This window comes from Streptomyces sp. LZ34, assembly GCF_053890475.1.
Genome location: NZ_CM132680.1, coordinates 2006153 through 2023903 on the forward strand (window position 1 = coordinate 2006153; position 17751 = coordinate 2023903).

General features: G+C 70.4%; 15 protein-coding genes. 9 read left to right on the forward strand and 6 right to left on the reverse strand.

Going from position 1 to position 17751, the window contains the following annotated elements:
- Window positions 1-49: 49 nt before the first annotated feature.
- Both ACWY4P_RS07055 and ACWY4P_RS07060 read left to right on the forward strand, forming a co-directional pair.
- Complete coding sequence (locus tag ACWY4P_RS07055) at window positions 50-832, forward strand: alpha/beta fold hydrolase (protein WP_456209274.1); 783 nt, start codon at window positions 50-52, stop codon at window positions 830-832.
- 47 nt (window positions 833-879) lie between these two features.
- Window positions 880-1965 carry a hypothetical protein gene (locus ACWY4P_RS07060; RefSeq protein ID WP_456209275.1) on the forward strand — a complete coding sequence of 362 codons (1086 nt, stop codon included), beginning with the start codon at window positions 880-882 and terminating at the stop codon, window positions 1963-1965.
- 369 nt (window positions 1966-2334) lie between these two features.
- Here the strand turns inward: ACWY4P_RS07060 and ACWY4P_RS07065 are convergent, their stop codons facing one another.
- Window positions 2335-4755: an Orn/Lys/Arg family decarboxylase gene (locus ACWY4P_RS07065; RefSeq protein ID WP_456209276.1), complete on the reverse strand. Its 2421-nt coding sequence runs from the start codon at window positions 4753-4755 to the stop codon at window positions 2335-2337.
- A gap of 290 nt (window positions 4756-5045) precedes the next feature.
- Between ACWY4P_RS07065 and ACWY4P_RS07070 the strand changes: the two genes are divergently transcribed.
- Complete coding sequence (locus ACWY4P_RS07070) at window positions 5046-7271, forward strand: family 43 glycosylhydrolase (RefSeq protein ID WP_456209277.1); 2226 nt, start codon at window positions 5046-5048, stop codon at window positions 7269-7271.
- A gap of 75 nt (window positions 7272-7346) precedes the next feature.
- Here the strand turns inward: ACWY4P_RS07070 and ACWY4P_RS07075 are convergent, their stop codons facing one another.
- The 3 genes from ACWY4P_RS07075 to dctA all read right to left on the reverse strand — a co-directional run bounded on the left by ACWY4P_RS07075 (window position 7347) and on the right by dctA (window position 11019).
- The gene (locus ACWY4P_RS07075) at window positions 7347-8438 is read right to left on the reverse strand and encodes a tartrate dehydrogenase (RefSeq protein WP_456209278.1); all 1092 of its coding nucleotides are present in this window, start codon (window positions 8436-8438) and stop codon (window positions 7347-7349) included.
- A 158-nt stretch (window positions 8439-8596) separates the two neighbouring features.
- Window positions 8597-9502, reverse strand: a complete 906-nt coding sequence (locus ACWY4P_RS07080; protein WP_456209279.1) for a LysR family transcriptional regulator — start codon at window positions 9500-9502, stop codon at window positions 8597-8599.
- Between the two features lie 71 nt (window positions 9503-9573).
- Window positions 9574-11019: a C4-dicarboxylate transporter DctA gene (dctA, locus tag ACWY4P_RS07085; RefSeq protein WP_456209280.1), complete on the reverse strand. Its 1446-nt coding sequence runs from the start codon at window positions 11017-11019 to the stop codon at window positions 9574-9576.
- A gap of 283 nt (window positions 11020-11302) precedes the next feature.
- Here dctA and ACWY4P_RS07090 point away from each other — a divergent pair, with 283 nt between their 5' ends.
- The 3 genes from ACWY4P_RS07090 (at window position 11303) to ACWY4P_RS07100 (ending at window position 13642) form a co-directional block, all read left to right on the forward strand.
- Entirely contained in the window at window positions 11303-12274 is a 972-nt protein-coding gene (locus tag ACWY4P_RS07090; RefSeq protein WP_456209281.1) for a DUF1996 domain-containing protein, read from the forward strand.
- A 76-nt stretch (window positions 12275-12350) separates the two neighbouring features.
- The gene (locus ACWY4P_RS07095; protein WP_456209282.1) at window positions 12351-12929 is read left to right on the forward strand and encodes a sigma-70 family RNA polymerase sigma factor; all 579 of its coding nucleotides are present in this window, start codon (window positions 12351-12353) and stop codon (window positions 12927-12929) included.
- Complete coding sequence (locus ACWY4P_RS07100) at window positions 12926-13642, forward strand: zf-HC2 domain-containing protein (protein WP_456209283.1); 717 nt, start codon at window positions 12926-12928, stop codon at window positions 13640-13642. Before ACWY4P_RS07095 ends, ACWY4P_RS07100 begins: the two co-directional genes overlap by 4 nt.
- 596 nt (window positions 13643-14238) lie before the next feature.
- Here ACWY4P_RS07100 and ACWY4P_RS07105 read toward each other — a convergent pair.
- Entirely contained in the window at window positions 14239-15018 is a 780-nt protein-coding gene (locus ACWY4P_RS07105) for a hypothetical protein (protein ID WP_456209284.1), read from the reverse strand.
- The gene (locus ACWY4P_RS07110; RefSeq protein ID WP_456212839.1) at window positions 14988-15575 is read right to left on the reverse strand and encodes a helix-turn-helix domain-containing protein; all 588 of its coding nucleotides are present in this window, start codon (window positions 15573-15575) and stop codon (window positions 14988-14990) included. Before ACWY4P_RS07110 ends, ACWY4P_RS07105 begins: the two co-directional genes overlap by 31 nt.
- On the opposite strand from ACWY4P_RS07110, the gene ACWY4P_RS07115 reads away from it, so the two are divergent.
- The 3 genes from ACWY4P_RS07115 (at window position 15517) to argG (ending at window position 17700) form a co-directional block, all read left to right on the forward strand.
- Entirely contained in the window at window positions 15517-15666 is a 150-nt protein-coding gene (locus ACWY4P_RS07115) for a hypothetical protein (protein ID WP_456213385.1), read from the forward strand. The two genes, ACWY4P_RS07110 and ACWY4P_RS07115, sit on opposite strands and share 59 nt — an antisense overlap.
- Before the next feature lie 125 nt (window positions 15667-15791).
- Window positions 15792-16196, forward strand: a complete 405-nt coding sequence (locus ACWY4P_RS07120) for a MauE/DoxX family redox-associated membrane protein (RefSeq protein ID WP_456209285.1) — start codon at window positions 15792-15794, stop codon at window positions 16194-16196.
- A gap of 43 nt (window positions 16197-16239) precedes the next feature.
- Window positions 16240-17700 (forward strand): argininosuccinate synthase, encoded by a 1461-nt coding sequence (gene argG, locus ACWY4P_RS07125; RefSeq protein ID WP_456209286.1) that lies wholly within the window; start codon window positions 16240-16242, stop codon window positions 17698-17700.
- Window positions 17701-17751: the final 51 nt, after the last annotated feature.

Genomic DNA, 17751 nt, shown 5'->3' on the forward strand with positions numbered 1-17751 from the left:
CAGCTCCCGTACCCGCACCGCACGCACCACAGCCCGGAGGTCATGACCCATGCCGCAGCTCGAAGTCGGTGGCGCCAGACTGACGTTCGACGACGAGGGTCGCCGCGACGGCGTGCCGCTGGTGTTCATCCACGGCTGGACGGCCAATCGGCACCGCTGGGACCACCAGATGGCGCACTTCGCCCCGCACCGGCGGGTGATCCGACTCGATCTGCGCGGGCACGGCGAGAGCGACGGCATGCCGCACACCGTCGCGGAGCTGGCGGGCGACGTGTCCGCCCTGCTGGACCGGCTGGAGGTCGACCGCTTCGTCCCGGTCGGCCACTCGATGGGCGGCATGATCGCCCAGACGCTGGCGCTTGACCACCCGGAGCGGATCGAGCGCATGGTGCTGGTGAACTCGATCAGCCGGATGGCCTACAGCCGCGGCCGCGGCCTGCTGATGGCGGTCTCGACACTGCTGCCGTTCCGCGTCTTCGTCACGGTCAACATCCAGCGGGCCTTCGGCCCCGGCTATCCGCGCGCGGAGGTGCGCGAGTACGCCCGGGCCTCCGCGACCACGCCGCGCGAGGTGGTCATGACGTGCTACGACGCGATGCGGGCCTTCGATGTGCTGGACCGGGTCGGCGAGATCCGGACGCCCACCCTGCTGCTGCACGGCTATCACGACATCCAGCTGCCGGTGTCGCAGATGCTGCGGATGGCCAAGGACTATCCGGACGCGGTGGTACGGATCGTCGACGCGGGGCACGAGCTGCCGGTGGAGAACCCCGCCGCGGTCAGCTCGGCGGTCGACTGGTTCCTGACGGCGGGAGGTTCGGGCACCGCGTAGCCGGGGTGCCGTCCGGTGGTGTGCACGGGATCCTTAGAGTCGCGTCCATGACGAGAACCACACCGCCGCGCCCGCTGGATGTCGAGGCGCTCTTCCCGGAACTGGCCGCACACCGCGGCACAACGACCCGGCTGCACCCGCGACCGGGCAGCCCGGGGGTGTCGGACAGTTCAGTGGGCGGTCCGCTGCTGTGGCCGGCGGACGAGCCGTGGCCGGTGTGCACCGAGCCGCACCGGCGCGGGCGCGGCCGGCGTCCCGCGGACATCCACCGGGCACGCCGGGTGCTGGCCGCCGCGTGGGCCCGCGACCCGGCCTCGGGCCCCACCGAGGAGGAGCGGCGGCTCCTGACGGAGCTGCGGCGTGAACACCGTGTCGCGGGGATCGAGGACACCGACCCGCTGCCGATGATCGGGGTCGCCCAGCTGTACCGGCGGGACGTCCCCGACCTGGCCGCGGGGCCGGACGGCTGCGATCTTCTCCAGGTGTTCTGGTGCCCCTTCGACCGACACGGCAGGACCGGGTACGGCATGTCGCCGCGGCTGCTCTGGCGCCGGTCGTGGGAGGTCGGTGAGGTGCTGGCCGCGCCGCCGCGGCCGGAGGTCGTGGGCTTCGAGGGGTACCTGGCGGAGCCCTGTGTGCTGCACCCGGAGCAGGTGGCCACCTATCCGTTCGCCGGGCTGCTGCCCGAGGACCTGGCAGCCCGGATAGACGCCCGGGAGGAGGCCCTCGAGGAGGAGGCCGAGGCGGCGGAGGCGGACTGTGGCGCGGAGGGCCACAGCGAGGAGGGCCACGGCGAGGAGGCCTCCGCGCATGGCGCCGAACCGCCCGCCTACCAGTACGACCTGTCCATTCCGCCCGGCTGGCGCGCCGGCGGTTTCGCGTCGTGGCATCTGACCGACCCCGCCCCCATGAACTGCCGGGCCTGCGCGACGCCGATGGAGCTGCTGCTGACGATCGACAGCTCGGAGTGGGACGGCGGCAGCCACAGCTGGATCCCGCTGGAGGAGCGGGACCTTCCCGAGCGTCAGCGCTCCCCCACGCCGACCGAGGTGACCGTGGGCCGCTGGGGTGAGTTGAATGTCTTCGCCTGCCCGGACGATCCCGGGCATCCGCACCGCTGGAGCATCCAGTAAGCAGCTCGGGCGTTACCACGCCAGGCGCCTGTCGGGCACCGAGCACGCACACCTGTTCCGGCACGGCCGAGACGCGGTCAGTCGCGGCCGGCGGGGACCTCTGCCGCCGCGATGCCACCGCCCTGGCCTTCCATGGTGCTGGCCGGCACAAAACGAGTACCCCGCCCGCTGCATGGCCCGCTCCAGCGCGATCAGCAGTTTCGAGGGGCCGACCCCGGCGACCCGGGCGACGTCCATCATCCCGGGCCGTCCGCGACGACGCCGAGTCAGCTGAGAGGAGTCCTCTGGACCGGCGGCCGACATGGTGTCTCCTGTGTGGTGCCGCGTGCGGCGCCCTTGTTCCCCCGTAGGGCTCGAGAGTGGTGAGCGTCAGGACGAGGCCGAGTCGGCGGGCGTGGCGTCCTCGCCGAGGGCCGGGGCTGGGACTGGGATGACAAGCCTGCGCGGATCGCCCAGGGCGCCGCGGTGGGTCTCCTCGCCCCGGGCCAGGCACTCGATCAGATAGTCGCCGGTGTCGGAGTCGATGGTCACCCCGTGGGTCTCGCTGCGGAATCCGGGAAAGCGCCGGTCGAACGACTCCAGCGCGGTCAGATAGCGCAGCAGCGGACCGCTCGCGGTGCCGATGCCCTCGCCGGGCATCAGCACCGGGATACCGGGCGGAGTCACGGTGACCATGGCCGCGGCCACCCGCCCCGCCGCCTCGGCCAGCCGCACCCGCTCGGTGCCGCCGCGGATCAGCCGCTGATAGCACAGCTGCGGCGGGACGACCGGCTCCGGCAGCTCCTGGAAGGCGGTGTCCAGCAGCTGTACCAGGCTCACCTCACGCAGGTGGTCGTGCATCTCCTGGCACAGCCCGCGCAGGGTCCGGCCGGTGTAGCGGTTGGGGTATGCGGTGACCAGCTCGGGCAGCACACGGTCGAGCGGCGCGTCCTCGTCGTAGAGGGACTTGAAGTCCATCAGGGCGTCGAGCAGGGTGCCCCACTTGCCCTTGGTGATGCCCATGGAGAACAGGACCAGCGTGGTGTAGCTGTCCGTCTTCTCCACCACGACGTTCCGCGTGGCCAGGTAGGAGGTGAGGACCCGGGCGGGGATGCCCCACTCGGCCATCCGGCCGGTCGCGTCGATCCCCGGGCAGGTCACGGTCACCTTGAGCGGATCGAGCATGCAGTAGCCCTGGCCGAGCCCGGGGAAGCCATGCCACTCGGCTCCCGGCTCCAGCTCCCAGCACGAGGGTTCGGTGCGCAGCAGCTCGACCGGGGCCTCGTCGAAGGACAGCCGCTCTCCGCCGGCCGGATCGGTCACCGCTTCCGGCTGCCAGACCCCGAAGAACCAGGCGGGACGGTCCCCGGCGGCCTTGATACGACGCCCGATCCGCACCACCGCCTGGCGGAAGCGGATCGCCTCGGTCACCGCCTCGTCGATGAGCCAGCGGCCTTGTGGCCCGTCCATCATCGCGGTGGCGACGTCCAGGGAGGCGATCATCGGGTACAGCGGAGAGGTGGTGCCGTGCATCATCAACACCTCGTTGAACCGGTCGTGCTCCACCGGGGCTCGTGGCGCGGGCTTGATGTGCACCATGGCGCTCTGCGACAGCGCGGCCAGCAGCTTGTGGGTGGACTGGGTGGCGAAGACGGTGGGCCGGTCCGGCCCGGGGAAGGTGTCGGGCCCGACCGACATGCCGTAGCGCCCGGCGTAGAGCGGGTGGAAGCGGGCGTAGGCGAACCAGGCCTCGTCGAAGTGGACCCGGGGTGTGCTGGCCGCGAGCCCTTGGGCGGCTTGAACGGCGTCGTAGCACAGGCCGTCGTAGGTGGAGTTGGTGAACACCGCGTACTGGGCCTGAGGGGAGAGCGCGCCGCGCGCCAGTGGGTTTCCCGCGATACGAGCGGTCACCGTCTCCCCTTGGATCTCGCCCGGCGGCAGCGGCCCGGACAGCCCGTAGCCATTGCGCGTGGGGATCAGATAGACCGGCCGGGAGCCGGAGATGACCAGGCCGTGCAGCACCGACTTGTGGCAGTTGCGATCGACCAGGGCGATCTCGTCGCGGGTGACGCAGAAGTGGCCGACCAGACGGTCGCAGGTGGAGTCGCCGTGGAGGACGAAGTAACTGAGGTCGGCGCCGAAGACCCGGGCGGCGTTCCGCTCCGCCTCGCCGATCGGTCCGGTGTGCTCGAACAGGGAGCCGAGCGCCTCCACCGAGATCGACAGATCGCTTCGGAACAGCCGCTCCCCGAAGTAGTCATGGAAGGAGCGGCCCACCGGTGACTTCAGAAAGGCGACACCGCCGGAGTGTGCGGGGGTGTGCCAGGAGTACTCATGCGTGTCGTCGAAACGCCGCAACGCCTTGAAGAACGGCGGCAGAAGGGCCTCGCGGTAGGCGCGGGCGGCACTGGAGATCCGTCCGGCGATGAAGGCGGCGGTGTCCTCGGCCGGCCAGACATAGCCGATCACGGTCTCCGACACCCACAGCGGCAGGTCCTCGAAGTGCTCATCGGCCGTGATCAGGAAGACCGGCAGATCCTGGAACCGCCGGCCGATGTGGCGCAGCACCACGGCGCCGCCCGGTTCGCCGTCCCACCCGCCGCTGTGCGGATCGAGGCCCCAGTCCACCAGCGCGGCGGCCAGACCGGCCTCGGTGCGCAGCACGGTCTGGGCGTCGGCGCCGGTGCCGGCCCACCGCACCGCGAAGCCGCCGGCCTCGAGCTCCTCACGGATCCTGCGCAGCTGCTCGGCTGCGGCCGTGTCGTCCCCGGGGTGCTCCCGGACCGCGAACAGAACGGTATTGCCCGCCATTTCCCCATCCCCCTTCTTATCCCCCTCGTTGCCCCGTCACCCCCGTCCGTTCAGTGTCCGGGGGACGGACCCACGTACGACGGCATAGCCGGGGAAGGTCACACGAAAGGAGGAAATACCGTCCCGCCGGGGGCCGACGGCGCACCGAGCCCATCTCGAACGAACGGCACAGCGCGGCCGAAAACTTTCGCTCCCATGAGCGGCCGCCCACCCATTGACGTGCGGGATTCGACTGACCACACTCAGGCCAGCAGTTCAACAGAATCCATCAGACTCCCACAGGATGTTTCATGGCGTCCCGCACAGGCCGAACCTTCCTCCTGCCACTGCTCGTCCTGTTCACGATGGTGGTGAGCCTCCTGGCCGCATCGCCCAGTCCCGCACAGAGCGGCGAAGCGCCATCGGTGGCGCAGCCGAGACCGAAGTACGCCGGCTATCTCTTCACCTACTTCACCGGTGAGGGCACGGCCGACGGCGAACAGATACGGATGGCCCTCAGCCGCGGCAACGACCCGCTGCACTGGCGCGAGCTGAACGCCGGCAAGCCCGTCCTCACCTCCAGCCTCGGCGAGAAGGGGCTGCGCGACCCGTTCGTCATCCGCTCCCCCAAGGGCGACAAGTTCTATCTGATCGCCACCGATCTGCGGATGTACCAGAACTCCAGCGGCACCTGGGACCAGGTGCAGCGCACCGGCAGCAAGTCGATCATGGTGTGGGAGTCGACGGACCTGGTCCACTGGACCGACCAGCGTCTCGTCAAGGTCTCGCCGGACACGGCGGGCAACACCTGGGCACCCGAGGCGTACTACGACGAGGATCTCGGCGAGTACGTCGTCTTCTGGGCCTCGAAGCTCTACGCCGAGGACGACCCGAACCACACCGGCGACACGTACAACAAGATGCTGTACGCGACGACGAAGGACTTCCGCAGCTTCAGCGAGCCCAAGGTGTGGAACGACCCCGGCTACTCGGTCATCGACTCCACCGTCATCAAGGACAAGGGCACGTACTACCGGTTCACCAAGGACGAGCGCGACCCGTCCTCCGGCACGCCCTGCTCGAAGTTCATCACGGCCGAGAAGTCCACCTCGCTGACGGACACCTCGTACGACTTCGTCGCCGACTGCATCGGCAAGGGCGCGATCGACCGCGGCGAGGGCCCGACGATCTTCAAGTCGAACACCGAGGACAAGTGGTATCTGTTCATCGACGAGTTCGGCGGCCGCGGCTACATCCCGTTCGAGACCACCGACCTCGGCTCGGGCACATGGACGCCCTCCGAGAACTACCAGCTGCCCGCCAGCCCCCGGCACGGCACCGTGATCCCGGTGACGCAGGCGGAGTACGACCGGCTGCTGAGCGCCTACCCGGCGTCCTCCACCTCGCTCGCCGACGTGACGGCCAAGGGCCAGAACGGGTACGCGGTCGTCACCGAGGCGAGCGGCAAGGTCGTGCTGCCGATGGATCCGAAGGCGGATCTCAGGCGTCTCGCGCCCCGCTTCGCGCTCCCGGCCGGCGCCACCCTCAGCCCGGCCTCCGGCACCCGGCGGGACTTCCGCAAGGCCCGGACGTACACGCTGAAGACCGCCGACGGGACGACCCGCGACTGGACCGTCGAGGCCGTGCCGATGCGCAGCCCGGTGCTGCCCGGGCTGAACGCCGACCCGGACATCCAGTACTTCGACGGCCGCTACTGGATCTACCCGACGACCGACGGCTTCCGTGGCTGGAGCGGGACCAAGTTCACGGCGTACTCGTCGAAAGACCTGGTCCACTGGGAGAACCACGGGGTGATCCTGGATCTCGGCCCCGATGTGAGCTGGGCGGACAACAACGCGTGGGCGCCCGCGGTGGCCGAGCGGGACGGCAAGTACTACTTCTACTTCTGCGCCGAACAGCAGATCGGCGTCGCGGTCGCCGACTCCCCCGGCGGCCCCTTCAAGGACGCGCTGGGCAAACCGCTGGTGGCCAAGGGCCAGTTCGCGGGCCAGATGATCGACCCGGCGGTGTTCACGGACGATGACGGCCAGGCGTATCTGTACTGGGGCAACGGCCAGGCGTACGGTGTGCCGCTGAACGCCGATATGACGTCCTTCGACGCTTCGAAGGTGCGGAAGTTCACCCCGGACAACTTCCGGGAGGGCTCCTTCGTCGTCAAGCGCAAGGGCACGTACTACCTCATGTGGTCCGAGGACGACACCCGCAGCGAGGACTACCACGTCGCCTACGCCACCGGTACGACACCCCTCGGCCCGTGGACCAAGCGGGGCACGATCCTCTCCAAGCGCACCGAGTACGGGATCAAGGGGCCGGGCCACCACTCGGTGGTGAACGTCCCCGGGACGGACGACTGGTACATCGCCTATCACCGGTTCGCCGTGAACGGCCCCGGGAAGGCGGGGGGCGACGGCACACACCGCGAGACCACCATCGACCGTATGGAGTTCGCGGCCGACGGGACGATCAAGCCGGTGGTGCCGACCCTGGAGTCCATCGCCCCGGTCCGCGGGCGCTGACCGGGGGTTGCGGACACCCGGACGGATCTGACGGGCTGGGGCCGCGCGGCCCCGGCCCGTCAGCGTTGTCCCCGGTCAGATGTTGAGCGCGTCGATGAGGGCCTTGGTGACGTCCTCGGTGGCGGCGGTGCCGCCGATGTCGCGGGTGAGGATCCCCGCGGCCGTGGTGGCCTCGATCGCCCGGTGCAGACGGGCGGCCTGGTCCGGGAGGCCGAAGTGTTCCAGCATCAGGGCGGCGCTGCCGACCGCGCCGATCGGGTTGGCGAGGCCCTGGCCCGCGATGTCCGGGGCAGAGCCGTGCACGGGTTCGAACATGCTGGGGAAACGGCGCTCGGGGTTGAGGTTGGCGCTCGCGGCCAGGCCGAGGCTGCCGGCGAGGGCGCTGCCGAGGTCGGAGAGGATATCGGCGTTGAGGTTGGAGGCGACGACGACGGAGAGATCTTCTGGGCGGAGGACGAACTTCGCGGACATCGCGTCCACCAGCACGCTCTCGGTCTCGACGTCCGGGTAGTCCGCGGCGACCTGCTTGAACACGTCGTCCCACAGCACCATGCCGTACTGCTGGGCGTTGCTCTTGGTGACCGATGAGACCTTGCGGCGGGCGCGGGTGCGGGCGAGCTCGAAGGCGAAGCGCATGATGCGTTCGCAGCCGACCTCGGTGAACAGGGCGGACTGCACGGCCACTTCACCCCCCGGCCCGCGGCCGGAGAGGTTACGGCCGCCCAGCCCCGCGTATTCGCCTTCGCTGTTCTCGCGGACGACCACCCAGTCGAGCTCGGTGTCGTCGGCCTTGCGCAGCGGGCTTTGGACACCGGGCAGGAAGCGCACGGGGCGGACGTTGGCCCACTGGTCGAAGCTCTGGCAGATCTTCAGGCGCAGCCCCCAGAGGCTGATGTGGTCGGGGACAGTGGGCCAGCCGACCGCGCCGAAGTAGATGGCGTCGAAGTCCTTCAGCCGGTCCAGGCCGTCGTCGTCGATCATCTTGCCGGTGCGCTCGTAGAAGTCACACCCCCAGGGAAACTCCTCCCACGCGAAGGCGAATGCCTCATCGGAGCCCTGGGAATCCGCGGCCAGGGCGTCCAGGACGGCACGTCCTGCGGCGACAACCTCCTTGCCCACTCCGTCGGCGGGGATGGCGGCTATGCGGAACGTGCGAGTTGTGGTCATCGGTGCCTCCGGCGCGTGGCAGGGCTGCGTGGGTTTCCCGAACGGGCCCGGGCGGTGAGCGCCCGGCGTGTGCTGTGTGTTCGGTCGGTTCGAGTCAACACACCAGGGTCGTGGCCCGTCCAAGACCTGCTTTCGATGCGACCTATAGGCGTGACCGATCAGTTCTTCTGGGCGCGCTGCCGGGCCAGTGCCGTGGTGAGGGCGAGAAACGCGCGGGCGGCGGGGGTGAGATGTGCGGGGAGGCTGACCATCGCCACATGGAGGTGGGCGGTGTGCTCGATGGGCGCCACCACGGCCCCGCACCGCCGGGCCAGCCAGGTCCAGGAGGAGGGCAGCACGGCGACTCCCACCCCGGAGAGGACCAGGGGCAGGATCGAGGTGCGGTGGTCGACGACGGTCACGATCCCGGTGCCACTGCCACCCGCGGTGATCTCGTCCACGATGCTGCGCATCAGACTGCCCGGCCGCGAGGCGATGAGCTTCTGTCCGGCGAGCTCATCGGGCCGGATCGCCATATCGTCCCGGATGGGCCCGTGTGGCTGTGGCGCCGCGACCACCACGAACGGCTGGTCCTCGACCTGCAGTACATCCAGCCCGGACACCGCCACCGGACTCGCCGAACCGAGCAGCCCCAGCTCGCATGCGCCACTGCGCACCATGGACACCACCTCGTCGGGTGTGAAGGCGGCCCGGGTGCTGACCGTGACCGCCGGATACCGCTCGGCGAAACGCTGGACGAGGGTGGTCAGCGGCTCGATCCCGGGCGAGGGCATGGTGGCCACCTCGACGGTCCCGCCGTGCAGCCCGGAGAGCGCGGCGGCGGTGTCGCGTACGGCCGTCATGTCCCGCAGCACCCGCCGGCTGGGCTCCAGCAGCTCCGCACCGGCCTCGCTGAGCACGACACCCCGCCCCACCCGGTGGAAGAGCGCCACCCCGAGATCGGCTTCCAGGTTGGCCATCGCCTGGGACAGGGACGGCTGAGCCACGTGCAGCGCGGCGGCGGCCTTGCTGAAGCCGCCGTGCTCGACGATGGCGAGGAAGTACTCGAGCTGCCGGGCGTCCATGGCGCCTCTCCACATCGTTGACCTCGTCCGATAGGCGCAGCCTACCTATCAGCCTCCTTATGGGGCAGTCTTCACGCCGAGGCCGGGGCGGACGAGGTGTCCGGGGCGCGGGCCGGAGCCGGCACGGTGTCCTCGGCCTCGACGGACACCGGCGGCTCCCCGGCCCGGCCCGCCAGCACCTCCCGGGCCCTGGCCAGGTCCAGGCCGTTCTCCCACTTGGCAACGAACAGCGTGGCCACGGCATTGCCGAAGAAGTTCACCAGCGCCCGGCACTCCGACATGAACTTGTCGATGCCGAACACGAGCATGATGCCCGCGGCCGGGACATGGCCGACCGTCGACAGGGTCGCGGTGAGCGCGATGAAACCACCCCCGGCGACGCCCGCGGCGCCCTTGGACGTCAGCAGCATGACCGCGAGCAGGCCGAGTTGCTGGGTGATGGACAGCGGAGTGTCGGTGGCCTGGGCGATATAGACCGTGGCGAGGGAGAGATAGATCGCCGCGCCGTCGAGGTTGAAGCTGTAGCCGGTCGGCACGACAAGACCGACCGTGGACCGCTCGACCCCCATGAACCGCAGCTTGCGCATGAGCCCCGGCAACGCGGGCTCGGCGGTGGACGTGCCCAGGATGAGGAAGAACTCCTCCTTGAAGTAGCGGAAGAGCTGGAAGATGTTCAGCTTCACATACGCGGCGAGCACACCGCCCAGGACGACCACGACGAACAACAGCGAGGTGGCGTAGAAGAGCAGGATCAGCGAGCCGAGGCTGGTCAGCGTGGACAGGCCGAACTTTCCGATGGCGTACGACATCGCGCCGAAGGCGCCGAGTGGCGCGACCTTCATGACGAAGGACAGCACCTTGAACACGACCTCGGTGAGGCGATGGACACCCGCGATGATCGGCTCCCCCACCGCACCCACGGCCTTGAGCGCGATACCGAAGATCACGGCCAGGAAGATGACCTGGAGGATGTCGCCCTCGACAAAGGCCCCGAAGAAACTGTTCGGCACCACATGGGTCAGAAACTCCCACCAGTGCTGATGCCGGCCTTGCTCGATGTACTGTCCGGCGTCGCCCGAGGTGTCGAGCGTCGACGGATCGGCGTGCACACCGTCGCCGAGGCGGACGATATTGATGGCCACCAGGCCCGTCAGCAGCGCGACAATTGTGCCGATCTGGAAGTAGGTCAGCGCCTTGATACCGGTCAGGCCGACCTTCTTCAGATCCGCCACCCCGGCGATACCGCCGATGATGGTCAGGAAGACGATCGGCCCGATCAGCATCTTCATCGCGGTGATGAACGTCGTGCCGATCGGCTCCATCGAGGTGGCCAGATCCGGCCATCGCCACCCCAGCACGATGCCGATGACGATCGCCACGAGCACCTGTATGTACAGCTGCCGGAACCATGGCTTCGCGGTGTCCCTCGTATCCCGGATCTCCCGGGTGTTCCGGGTGTCTCGCGTGTCCGAGGCTTCCTGTACGCCGTCTGCGGCACCGTCCGGGGTATGCACCATTGCGACCTCCCTGCACGCACGACACCGAGCCCGATCGGCATCGCGCTGACTTCCGCCACAGTGAACCGGGTCACACGCCGGGGGTCCACGACCAAAAATCGATGCCCCGTATAGGTGCTCCCTATCAAATCCGCCGCAGGTGGCCGCCCCCTATGCCGCCCCCCTATAAGGAATTCCCCGACGGAGCCTCCGCTCCGGCTCGACGCCGGCCTTGATGGGGCCGGGCAAGTGCTGGGACCCTGCTCCCGTGTGGCTTCGACACCTCCGCCCAAGGTCCCGGCCGGTGCCGGTGGTTCTCACCGTGACGCTCTGTCTGTCCGTGATCGTCGCCGTGGGGGTGGTCTTCGCCGCCGGCCGTGCGGCTCCGGACCGTACGGGGCCCTCGGCCGACCGCCATGTCGAGATCACCGCCGTTTCTCCGGCCGTCGTCCCGGCGACCGGGCCGGACGCCTCCACGGGATCCTTCACGGAGGACTGCGGGCGCAACGAGAACGCGCACCACAACGCCGACAATGTCGTCGTGGCCCCGGGCGTGGTGGGCGGCGCCCACCACACCCATGACTACGTGGGCAATGTGTCGACCGACGCCCTGTCGACCAACGAGAGCCTGACCCGGGCCGGAACCACCTGCGCGGGCGGCGACCGCTCGACGTACTACTGGCCGGTGATCCGGCGGCTGGATCGCGCCGGCAGCGACGCCCATGCCGTGGGCGGAGGGGCGGACGGCAACACCGGCGCGATCGTGACACCGTCGTCGGTCCGGGTGGAGTTCCGCGGCAACCCGGTGAGCAAGGTGGTCGCCATGCCCCGGTTCCTGCGGCTGGTCACGGGAGACGCGGTCGCGGCGACCGCGGGCGGCGATGCGCGGATACGGGCCCAGTGGGGCTGTTCCGGCCACCCCGGGCGGTTCACGACGGCGTATACGAGGTGCCCCCAGGGCAGCGGGCCCACCCGTACCTTCGACTTCCCCAGCTGCTGGAACGGACTTGCCACCGACAGCCCCGACCACCGCGCCCATGTGGTGTTCCCCGCCGTCAACGGCGTCTGCCCACAGGCCACCTTCCCGGTGCCGCAGCTGCGGATCACCGTCGCGTACGACCTCCCGCACGGCACGCGCTACGCCGTGGACTCCTTCCCGGAGCAACGGCGTGATCCGAGGACCGACCACGCGATTGTCATCAACGTGATGACGGACCGCCGGATGGCGGCGCTGGTGCGCTGTATCAACGAGGGCCGCCACTGCCAGTCCGAGTGACGAAGGCCACAGTGAACCAAGGCCGTTCGGGATCCGTGTTCAGCGCGTCAGCTCAGGAGAGGACGGGAGTGGGTGGATGGCGGCGGCACTATGGTCCCGCACTCGCAAGAAGCAACAGAGAACGAGTGACGAGGCACTGATCCGGGCTCTCTACGAGGAACACGGCAGAGCACTACTCGCCTATGCGCAGCGGTTGACCGGCGACCACAGCGCCGCGGAGGACGTGGTCCAGGAGACGCTGATCCGAGCCTGGAAGAACCCCGACGCGCTGGTCAACGGCAAGGGCTCGGTGCGCGGCTGGCTGCTCACCGTGGCCCGCAACATCGTCACCGACCGGTACCGGGCCAAGGCGGCACGGCCGACCGAGGTCGCCGAGTCCGCGGCCACCACGCCCGTGGCGCAGGACCACGCGGACGCCGTGGTGAATTCGATGCTCGTGATGGAAGCGCTCGACCAGCTTTCCCCGGACCACCGGGATGTGCTGAGGGAAATTTATTTCCAGGGGAGGAGCGTCGCCGAAGCGGCGAAAAGTCTCGGGATTCCACCCGGAACCGTGAAGTCGCGATCACACTATGCCTTGAAGGCACTGCGTGAAATGTACAGGGACAAACCGACGACAGCGAAGCTCGTCGCGCTGAAGGAGGTGGCGGTATGAGCATTCAGCAGCATGACAACAGCGAACTGCTCGGCGCCTACGTTCTCGGCGCGCTGGATGAGCAGGAGGTGCGGGCCATCGACGAACATGTGGCGTCGTGCCGGAGATGCCGCGACGAACTGGACGGGCTGCGGGAGATGGAGTCCGCGCTGGGTGAGGTGCCCCCCGAGGCGTTTCTCGACGGTCCGCCGGACGGCGGGGATCTGCTGCTGCAGCGCACCCTGCGGCAGGCCCGCGGCGAACGCGAGGGCATGGAGCGCAGACAGCGGGTGGTCCTGGCCGCCGTCGCGGCGGTCGCGGCGGCGGCCGTACTGGGCGGCGGTGTGCTGATCGGCCGGCACACCGGCGGGCAGACGACGGAGATCGCGGAGCGCCCGCCAGCCTCGACCTCGGCTCCGGCCACTCCCCCGGCCGGTACGAAGGTGGCCTCGGTGACCAGCGCCGAGACGGGCAGCCGGATGACGGTACGGGTGACCCCGGCGGCCGACTGGGTCCGGATCAACGCCTCGGTCAATGGCATCCCGGCGGGCGAGCGCTGCCGCTTGGTGGTGGTGTCCGACGACGGCAGCCGCGAAGTGGCCGGGAGCTGGCTCGTCTCGGGCGAGAAGAAGGGGGCCAACCTCGACGGCTCGGCGGCCGTACCGGCCGACAAGGTCGCCAAGGTCGTGGTGGAGAACGACAAGGGCAAGGAGTACGTGTCGGTCAAACTCTGACGAACGACCAGTCCCACCCCATCGGCACGCTCCCCTCAGCGCGCGCACTCCCCGGCCGGGCCCGCCCGGCCGGGGCAAGGGGCCACAGCTTCCGCACTCACACCGCGGGGACTTTCTCCCGCGCCTCCTTCACGGGGACGGGGCGGCCGAGGCCGCGGTCGTCGCCAGGCCCATTCCGGCCCCGACGAGCAGCAGCCCAGGCACCAGCCACGCGGGGGGATCGGAGCTCAGCCGCACGAACGGCACCGCGCCCGGGGTCAGCAGAAGCGTCAGCAGCGCGCCGGCGGCGCTGGTCAGCAGGCCACCGACGATCAGCGGGCGGGGCCCGACGCGGCCTGAAACTGTACCTTCCTGAAGGTGTGGTCACTGGGACGCGCGAGCGCGGTTCAGCAGTCCGCTCAGGAATCGCCCGGTGTGCGAGCGCGGGTGGTCCGCGAGCTGTTCCCGCCGGGAGCGAGCCAGGCCCCGGCGCAGGCCGGGACCGCCGCCCCGGACGCCGAGCTGCTCTCCGAGCGCGCGGGCACCTGTCTCCAGGTCCCCCCGCACATGGCGCCCGACCGCTTCCCGCACTTCCGGGTGGTGCAGGACCTGGTGACCTACCTCAGGGAGCATCCGGGGCGCTGGCCCGGAGCGCGCGCCAGGGAGCTGCGGGAACACGCCTGCGATCGGCAGCAGGCCGAGCACCGCGGGCTGCTGGGGAGGCTCCCGGCGAGCGATCCCCCCGCGGACAACATCCGGGGGTGGCTGCTGCGCGTCGGCTGGCTGTCGTTCACCCGGAGACTTCCCCGGAGACTGTGGTCCTGGTGGACGTCGGCGAAGGTGATGCGCGCCTGGCTGGCCGGCCTGCCGGTGGCGGCGGGCGGCCGGACGCTGTTCGCGGTGATGGACCAGGTGGCCGCCGTCCAGGCGGTGCGGCTGAGGACCAACCCCCACCACGAAGAGGCCCTCCAGGAACTGGAGGAGCTGCTGGTGCGGGCCCTGCTGGAGGACCTGCGCACCCCGCCCGTGGGCGGGGTGCTGCCCAGGCGGCGGCGCCGCACCGCACGGCCGGTGCTCCTGGTGGAGTTGCCGCCGACCGGGGCGCAGGGCGCCCGTGCGGCCGAGCGCTTCCTGCGCGCGCTGCACCGGATGCGGGACACCGCGGCGCAGCCGGGGCCGCTGGTCATCGCCGTCGGGCAGCCGTCCCCGGCTCTCCTCGCCGAGTTGGGCGGCCCGGCGGAGAGCAACTTCACCCAGGCCGGGCTCCAGCTGGGCCAGAAGGACGGCCCACCGGTCCTGGTGACCTTCAGCAAGGCCGCGCTCGCGGGCCCCGGGCTGCCCGTGGGCCCGGTGGCCCCGAGGACCTTCAAGCTGAGCTCGCGGACCACCACGTCCATCGTCGCGGCCCTCGGGCGGTCCGGCGCGCCGACGGCAGGGAGCCCGGTGTCCGCCCGAGGAGCTTCCGCGACGTCCGGGTCAGATGTGCCTGGTCGGCGAAGCCCGCGGCCGCCGCGGCCGCAGCCGGTGAGGCGCCGGGCAGGGCGGCGACCGCGTCCCGCAGCCGTGCCCACTGCCGCAGGGCGGCGAGTGGTGTCCCCGCCGATGCGCGGACCAGTGCGCGCAGCCGCGGGGGTGACAGGCCCACCTCGGCGGCGACGGCGGCGAGCGGGGCGCCGGGGCCGGGGCGCGTGATCTCCCGAAGGGCGTGGGCCACGCGCGTATCGAGCGCGGGTGGCCTTCCGGTCAGGGAGAGGAGCTCGCCGTAGGCCGCGTCCGGGTGCGGGGCGAAGGCGTCGCCACAGGCGGCGATCGGCCCCAGCGCCGCGAGCAGGCGCCGCACCGTCGCGGCGTCGAGCCGTACGGGGCCGTGGCCGGGGGGTATCAGCCACGGTTCGATGAACAGCGCGGCGTACGCGGAGGTGGCCGCGCAGGTGTGGACGAGCCGCGGGGGCACGAGCAGCCCGGGCGCCGCGACGCTGCGGCCGCCCTCGGGCCGGATCAGGGCGTGGCCGCCGATCGGCAGCACGGCCTTCCAGACCGGGTGACCGTGGCGGGTCACCTGGAAGGCGGCCGACTCGGCGAACAGCGTCGCCCGGGCGCCGGCGGCGAACACGACGCGGCGATCGTTTTGTTCAAGACTCCATGTGCGGGGTGGTCGGATCATCTCGCCATGGACCCTATCGCCGGCTCTGTCTCCGGCTCCGTCTCCGCCGTCGTTCTGTCGGTGTTCCTCATGGCGGTCGGCGTCACGCACTTCGCGGCCCCCGGCTACTTCCGTTCCCTGGTGCCGTCCTGGCTGGACCGCGCCGGGCCGCTCGTGGCGGCTTCCGGGGCTGCCGAGATCGTCGTCGGTCTGCTGGTGCTGGTGCCCCGTAGCCGTGCGGCCGGGGCGTGGGCGGCCGCCGGTCTGATCACCGTGTATCTGGTCTCCCACCTGGACGCCCTGCGGCAGGCGCGCCGCGGGCACCCGCGGGTGCTGCTGAGGCCTTGCGGTGTGGCGGCGCGGCTGGTGGTCAACCTGGGGTACATCGGCTGGGCCGTCGCGGTCGCGGAGGCGGCCCCAGGGGCGTCATAAATCGCCGCTTGCATGATCATGCGTGGTCATGCATACTTCTGCCGTGTCCAAAGTTCTCACCTCCCTGCCTGTCGGCGAGCGCGTCGGGATCGCCTTCTCCGGTGGCCTCGACACCTCGGTAGCCGTCGCGTGGATGCGCGACAAGGGTGCGGTGCCATGCACCTACACCGCAGACATCGGCCAGTACGACGAGCCCGACATCGCCTCGGTGCCCGGGCGCGCCACGGCATACGGCGCGGAGGTCGCCCGGCTGGTCGACTGCCGGGCGGCCCTCGTGGAGGAGGGTCTCGCGGCCCTGGCCTGCGGGGCGTTCCACATCCGGTCCGGTGGCCGCAGCTACTTCAACACCACCCCGCTCGGGCGAGCGGTCACCGGCACCCTGCTGGTGCGCGCGATGCTCGAGGACGATGTGCAGATCTGGGGCGACGGCTCCACCTTCAAGGGCAATGACATCGAGCGGTTCTACCGCTACGGTCTGCTGGCCAACCCCTCCCTGCGGATCTACAAGCCGTGGCTCGACGCCGACTTCGTCAGCGAGCTCGGCGGCCGCAAGGAGATGTCGGAGTGGCTGGTCGCCCACGGCCTGCCCTACCGGGACAGCACGGAGAAGGCCTACTCCACCGACGCCAACATCTGGGGCGCGACGCACGAGGCCAAGGCGCTCGAGCACCTCGACGCGGGCATCGAGCTCGTTGAGCCGATCATGGGCGTGCGATTCTGGGACCCGACCGTCGACATAGCGGCCGAGGACGTCACGATCGGCTTCGAGCAGGGCCGGCCGGTGACGATCAACGGCAAGGAGTTCGCCTCCGCCGTCGATCTGGTGCTGGAGGCCAATGCCATCGGCGGCCGGCACGGCCTGGGCATGTCCGACCAGATCGAGAACCGCGTCATCGAGGCCAAGAGCCGGGGCATCTACGAGGCGCCGGGCATGGCGCTGCTGCACGCGGCGTACGAGCGGCTGGTCAACGCGATCCACAACGAGGACACCGTCGCCAGCTACCACAACGAGGGGCGGCGGCTCGGCAGGCTGATGTACGAGGGCCGCTGGCTGGACCCGCAGGCGCTGATGGTGCGCGAGGCGCTGCAGCGCTGGGTCGGTGCGGCGATCACCGGCGAGGTGACCCTGCGGCTGAGGCGCGGTGAGGACTACTCCATCCTGGACACCGCCGGGCCCGCGTTCAGCTACCACCCGGACAAGCTCTCCATGGAGCGGACCGAGGACTCCGCCTTCGGGCCGGTGGACCGGATCGGCCAGCTCACCATGCGCAACCTCGACATCGCGGACTCCCGCGCCAAGCTCGAGCAGTACGCCGGGCTGGGCATGGTCGGCAGCTCCCACCCGGCGTTGATCGGCGCCGCGCAAGCGGCCTCGACGGGGCTGATCGGCGCGATGCCCCAGGGCGCGTCCGAGGCGATCGTCTCGGACGGCCAGGTCTCGGGCGACGACCAGCTGGACGACCAGCTGCTCGACCGCGCCGCGATGGAGTTCGGCGCCGACTGACCGCCCCCTGGTCACTCACGTACGACGCGGCGGCCCTCGCCCGGTTCCGAT

Coding starts and splice junctions, on each gene's coding strand:
- ACWY4P_RS07100 (WP_456209283.1), top strand. CDS start 12,926: ATGAGCATTCAGCAGCATGACAACAGCGAACTGCTCGGCGCCTACGTT.
- ACWY4P_RS07065 (WP_456209276.1), bottom strand. CDS start 4,755: ATGGCGGGCAATACCGTTCTGTTCGCGGTCCGGGAGCACCCCGGGGAC.
- dctA (WP_456209280.1), bottom strand. CDS start 11,019: ATGGTGCATACCCCGGACGGTGCCGCAGACGGCGTACAGGAAGCCTCG.
- ACWY4P_RS07070 (WP_456209277.1), top strand. CDS start 5,046: ATGGCGTCCCGCACAGGCCGAACCTTCCTCCTGCCACTGCTCGTCCTG.
- ACWY4P_RS07120 (WP_456209285.1), top strand. CDS start 15,792: ATGGACCCTATCGCCGGCTCTGTCTCCGGCTCCGTCTCCGCCGTCGTT.
- ACWY4P_RS07115 (WP_456213385.1), top strand. CDS start 15,517: ATGAACAGCGCGGCGTACGCGGAGGTGGCCGCGCAGGTGTGGACGAGC.
- ACWY4P_RS07060 (WP_456209275.1), top strand. CDS start 880: ATGACGAGAACCACACCGCCGCGCCCGCTGGATGTCGAGGCGCTCTTC.
- ACWY4P_RS07055 (WP_456209274.1), top strand. CDS start 50: ATGCCGCAGCTCGAAGTCGGTGGCGCCAGACTGACGTTCGACGACGAG.
- ACWY4P_RS07105 (WP_456209284.1), bottom strand. CDS start 15,018: ATGGACGTGGTGGTCCGCGAGCTCAGCTTGAAGGTCCTCGGGGCCACC.
- ACWY4P_RS07075 (WP_456209278.1), bottom strand. CDS start 8,438: ATGACCACAACTCGCACGTTCCGCATAGCCGCCATCCCCGCCGACGGA.
- ACWY4P_RS07095 (WP_456209282.1), top strand. CDS start 12,351: ATGGCGGCGGCACTATGGTCCCGCACTCGCAAGAAGCAACAGAGAACG.
- ACWY4P_RS07080 (WP_456209279.1), bottom strand. CDS start 9,502: ATGGACGCCCGGCAGCTCGAGTACTTCCTCGCCATCGTCGAGCACGGC.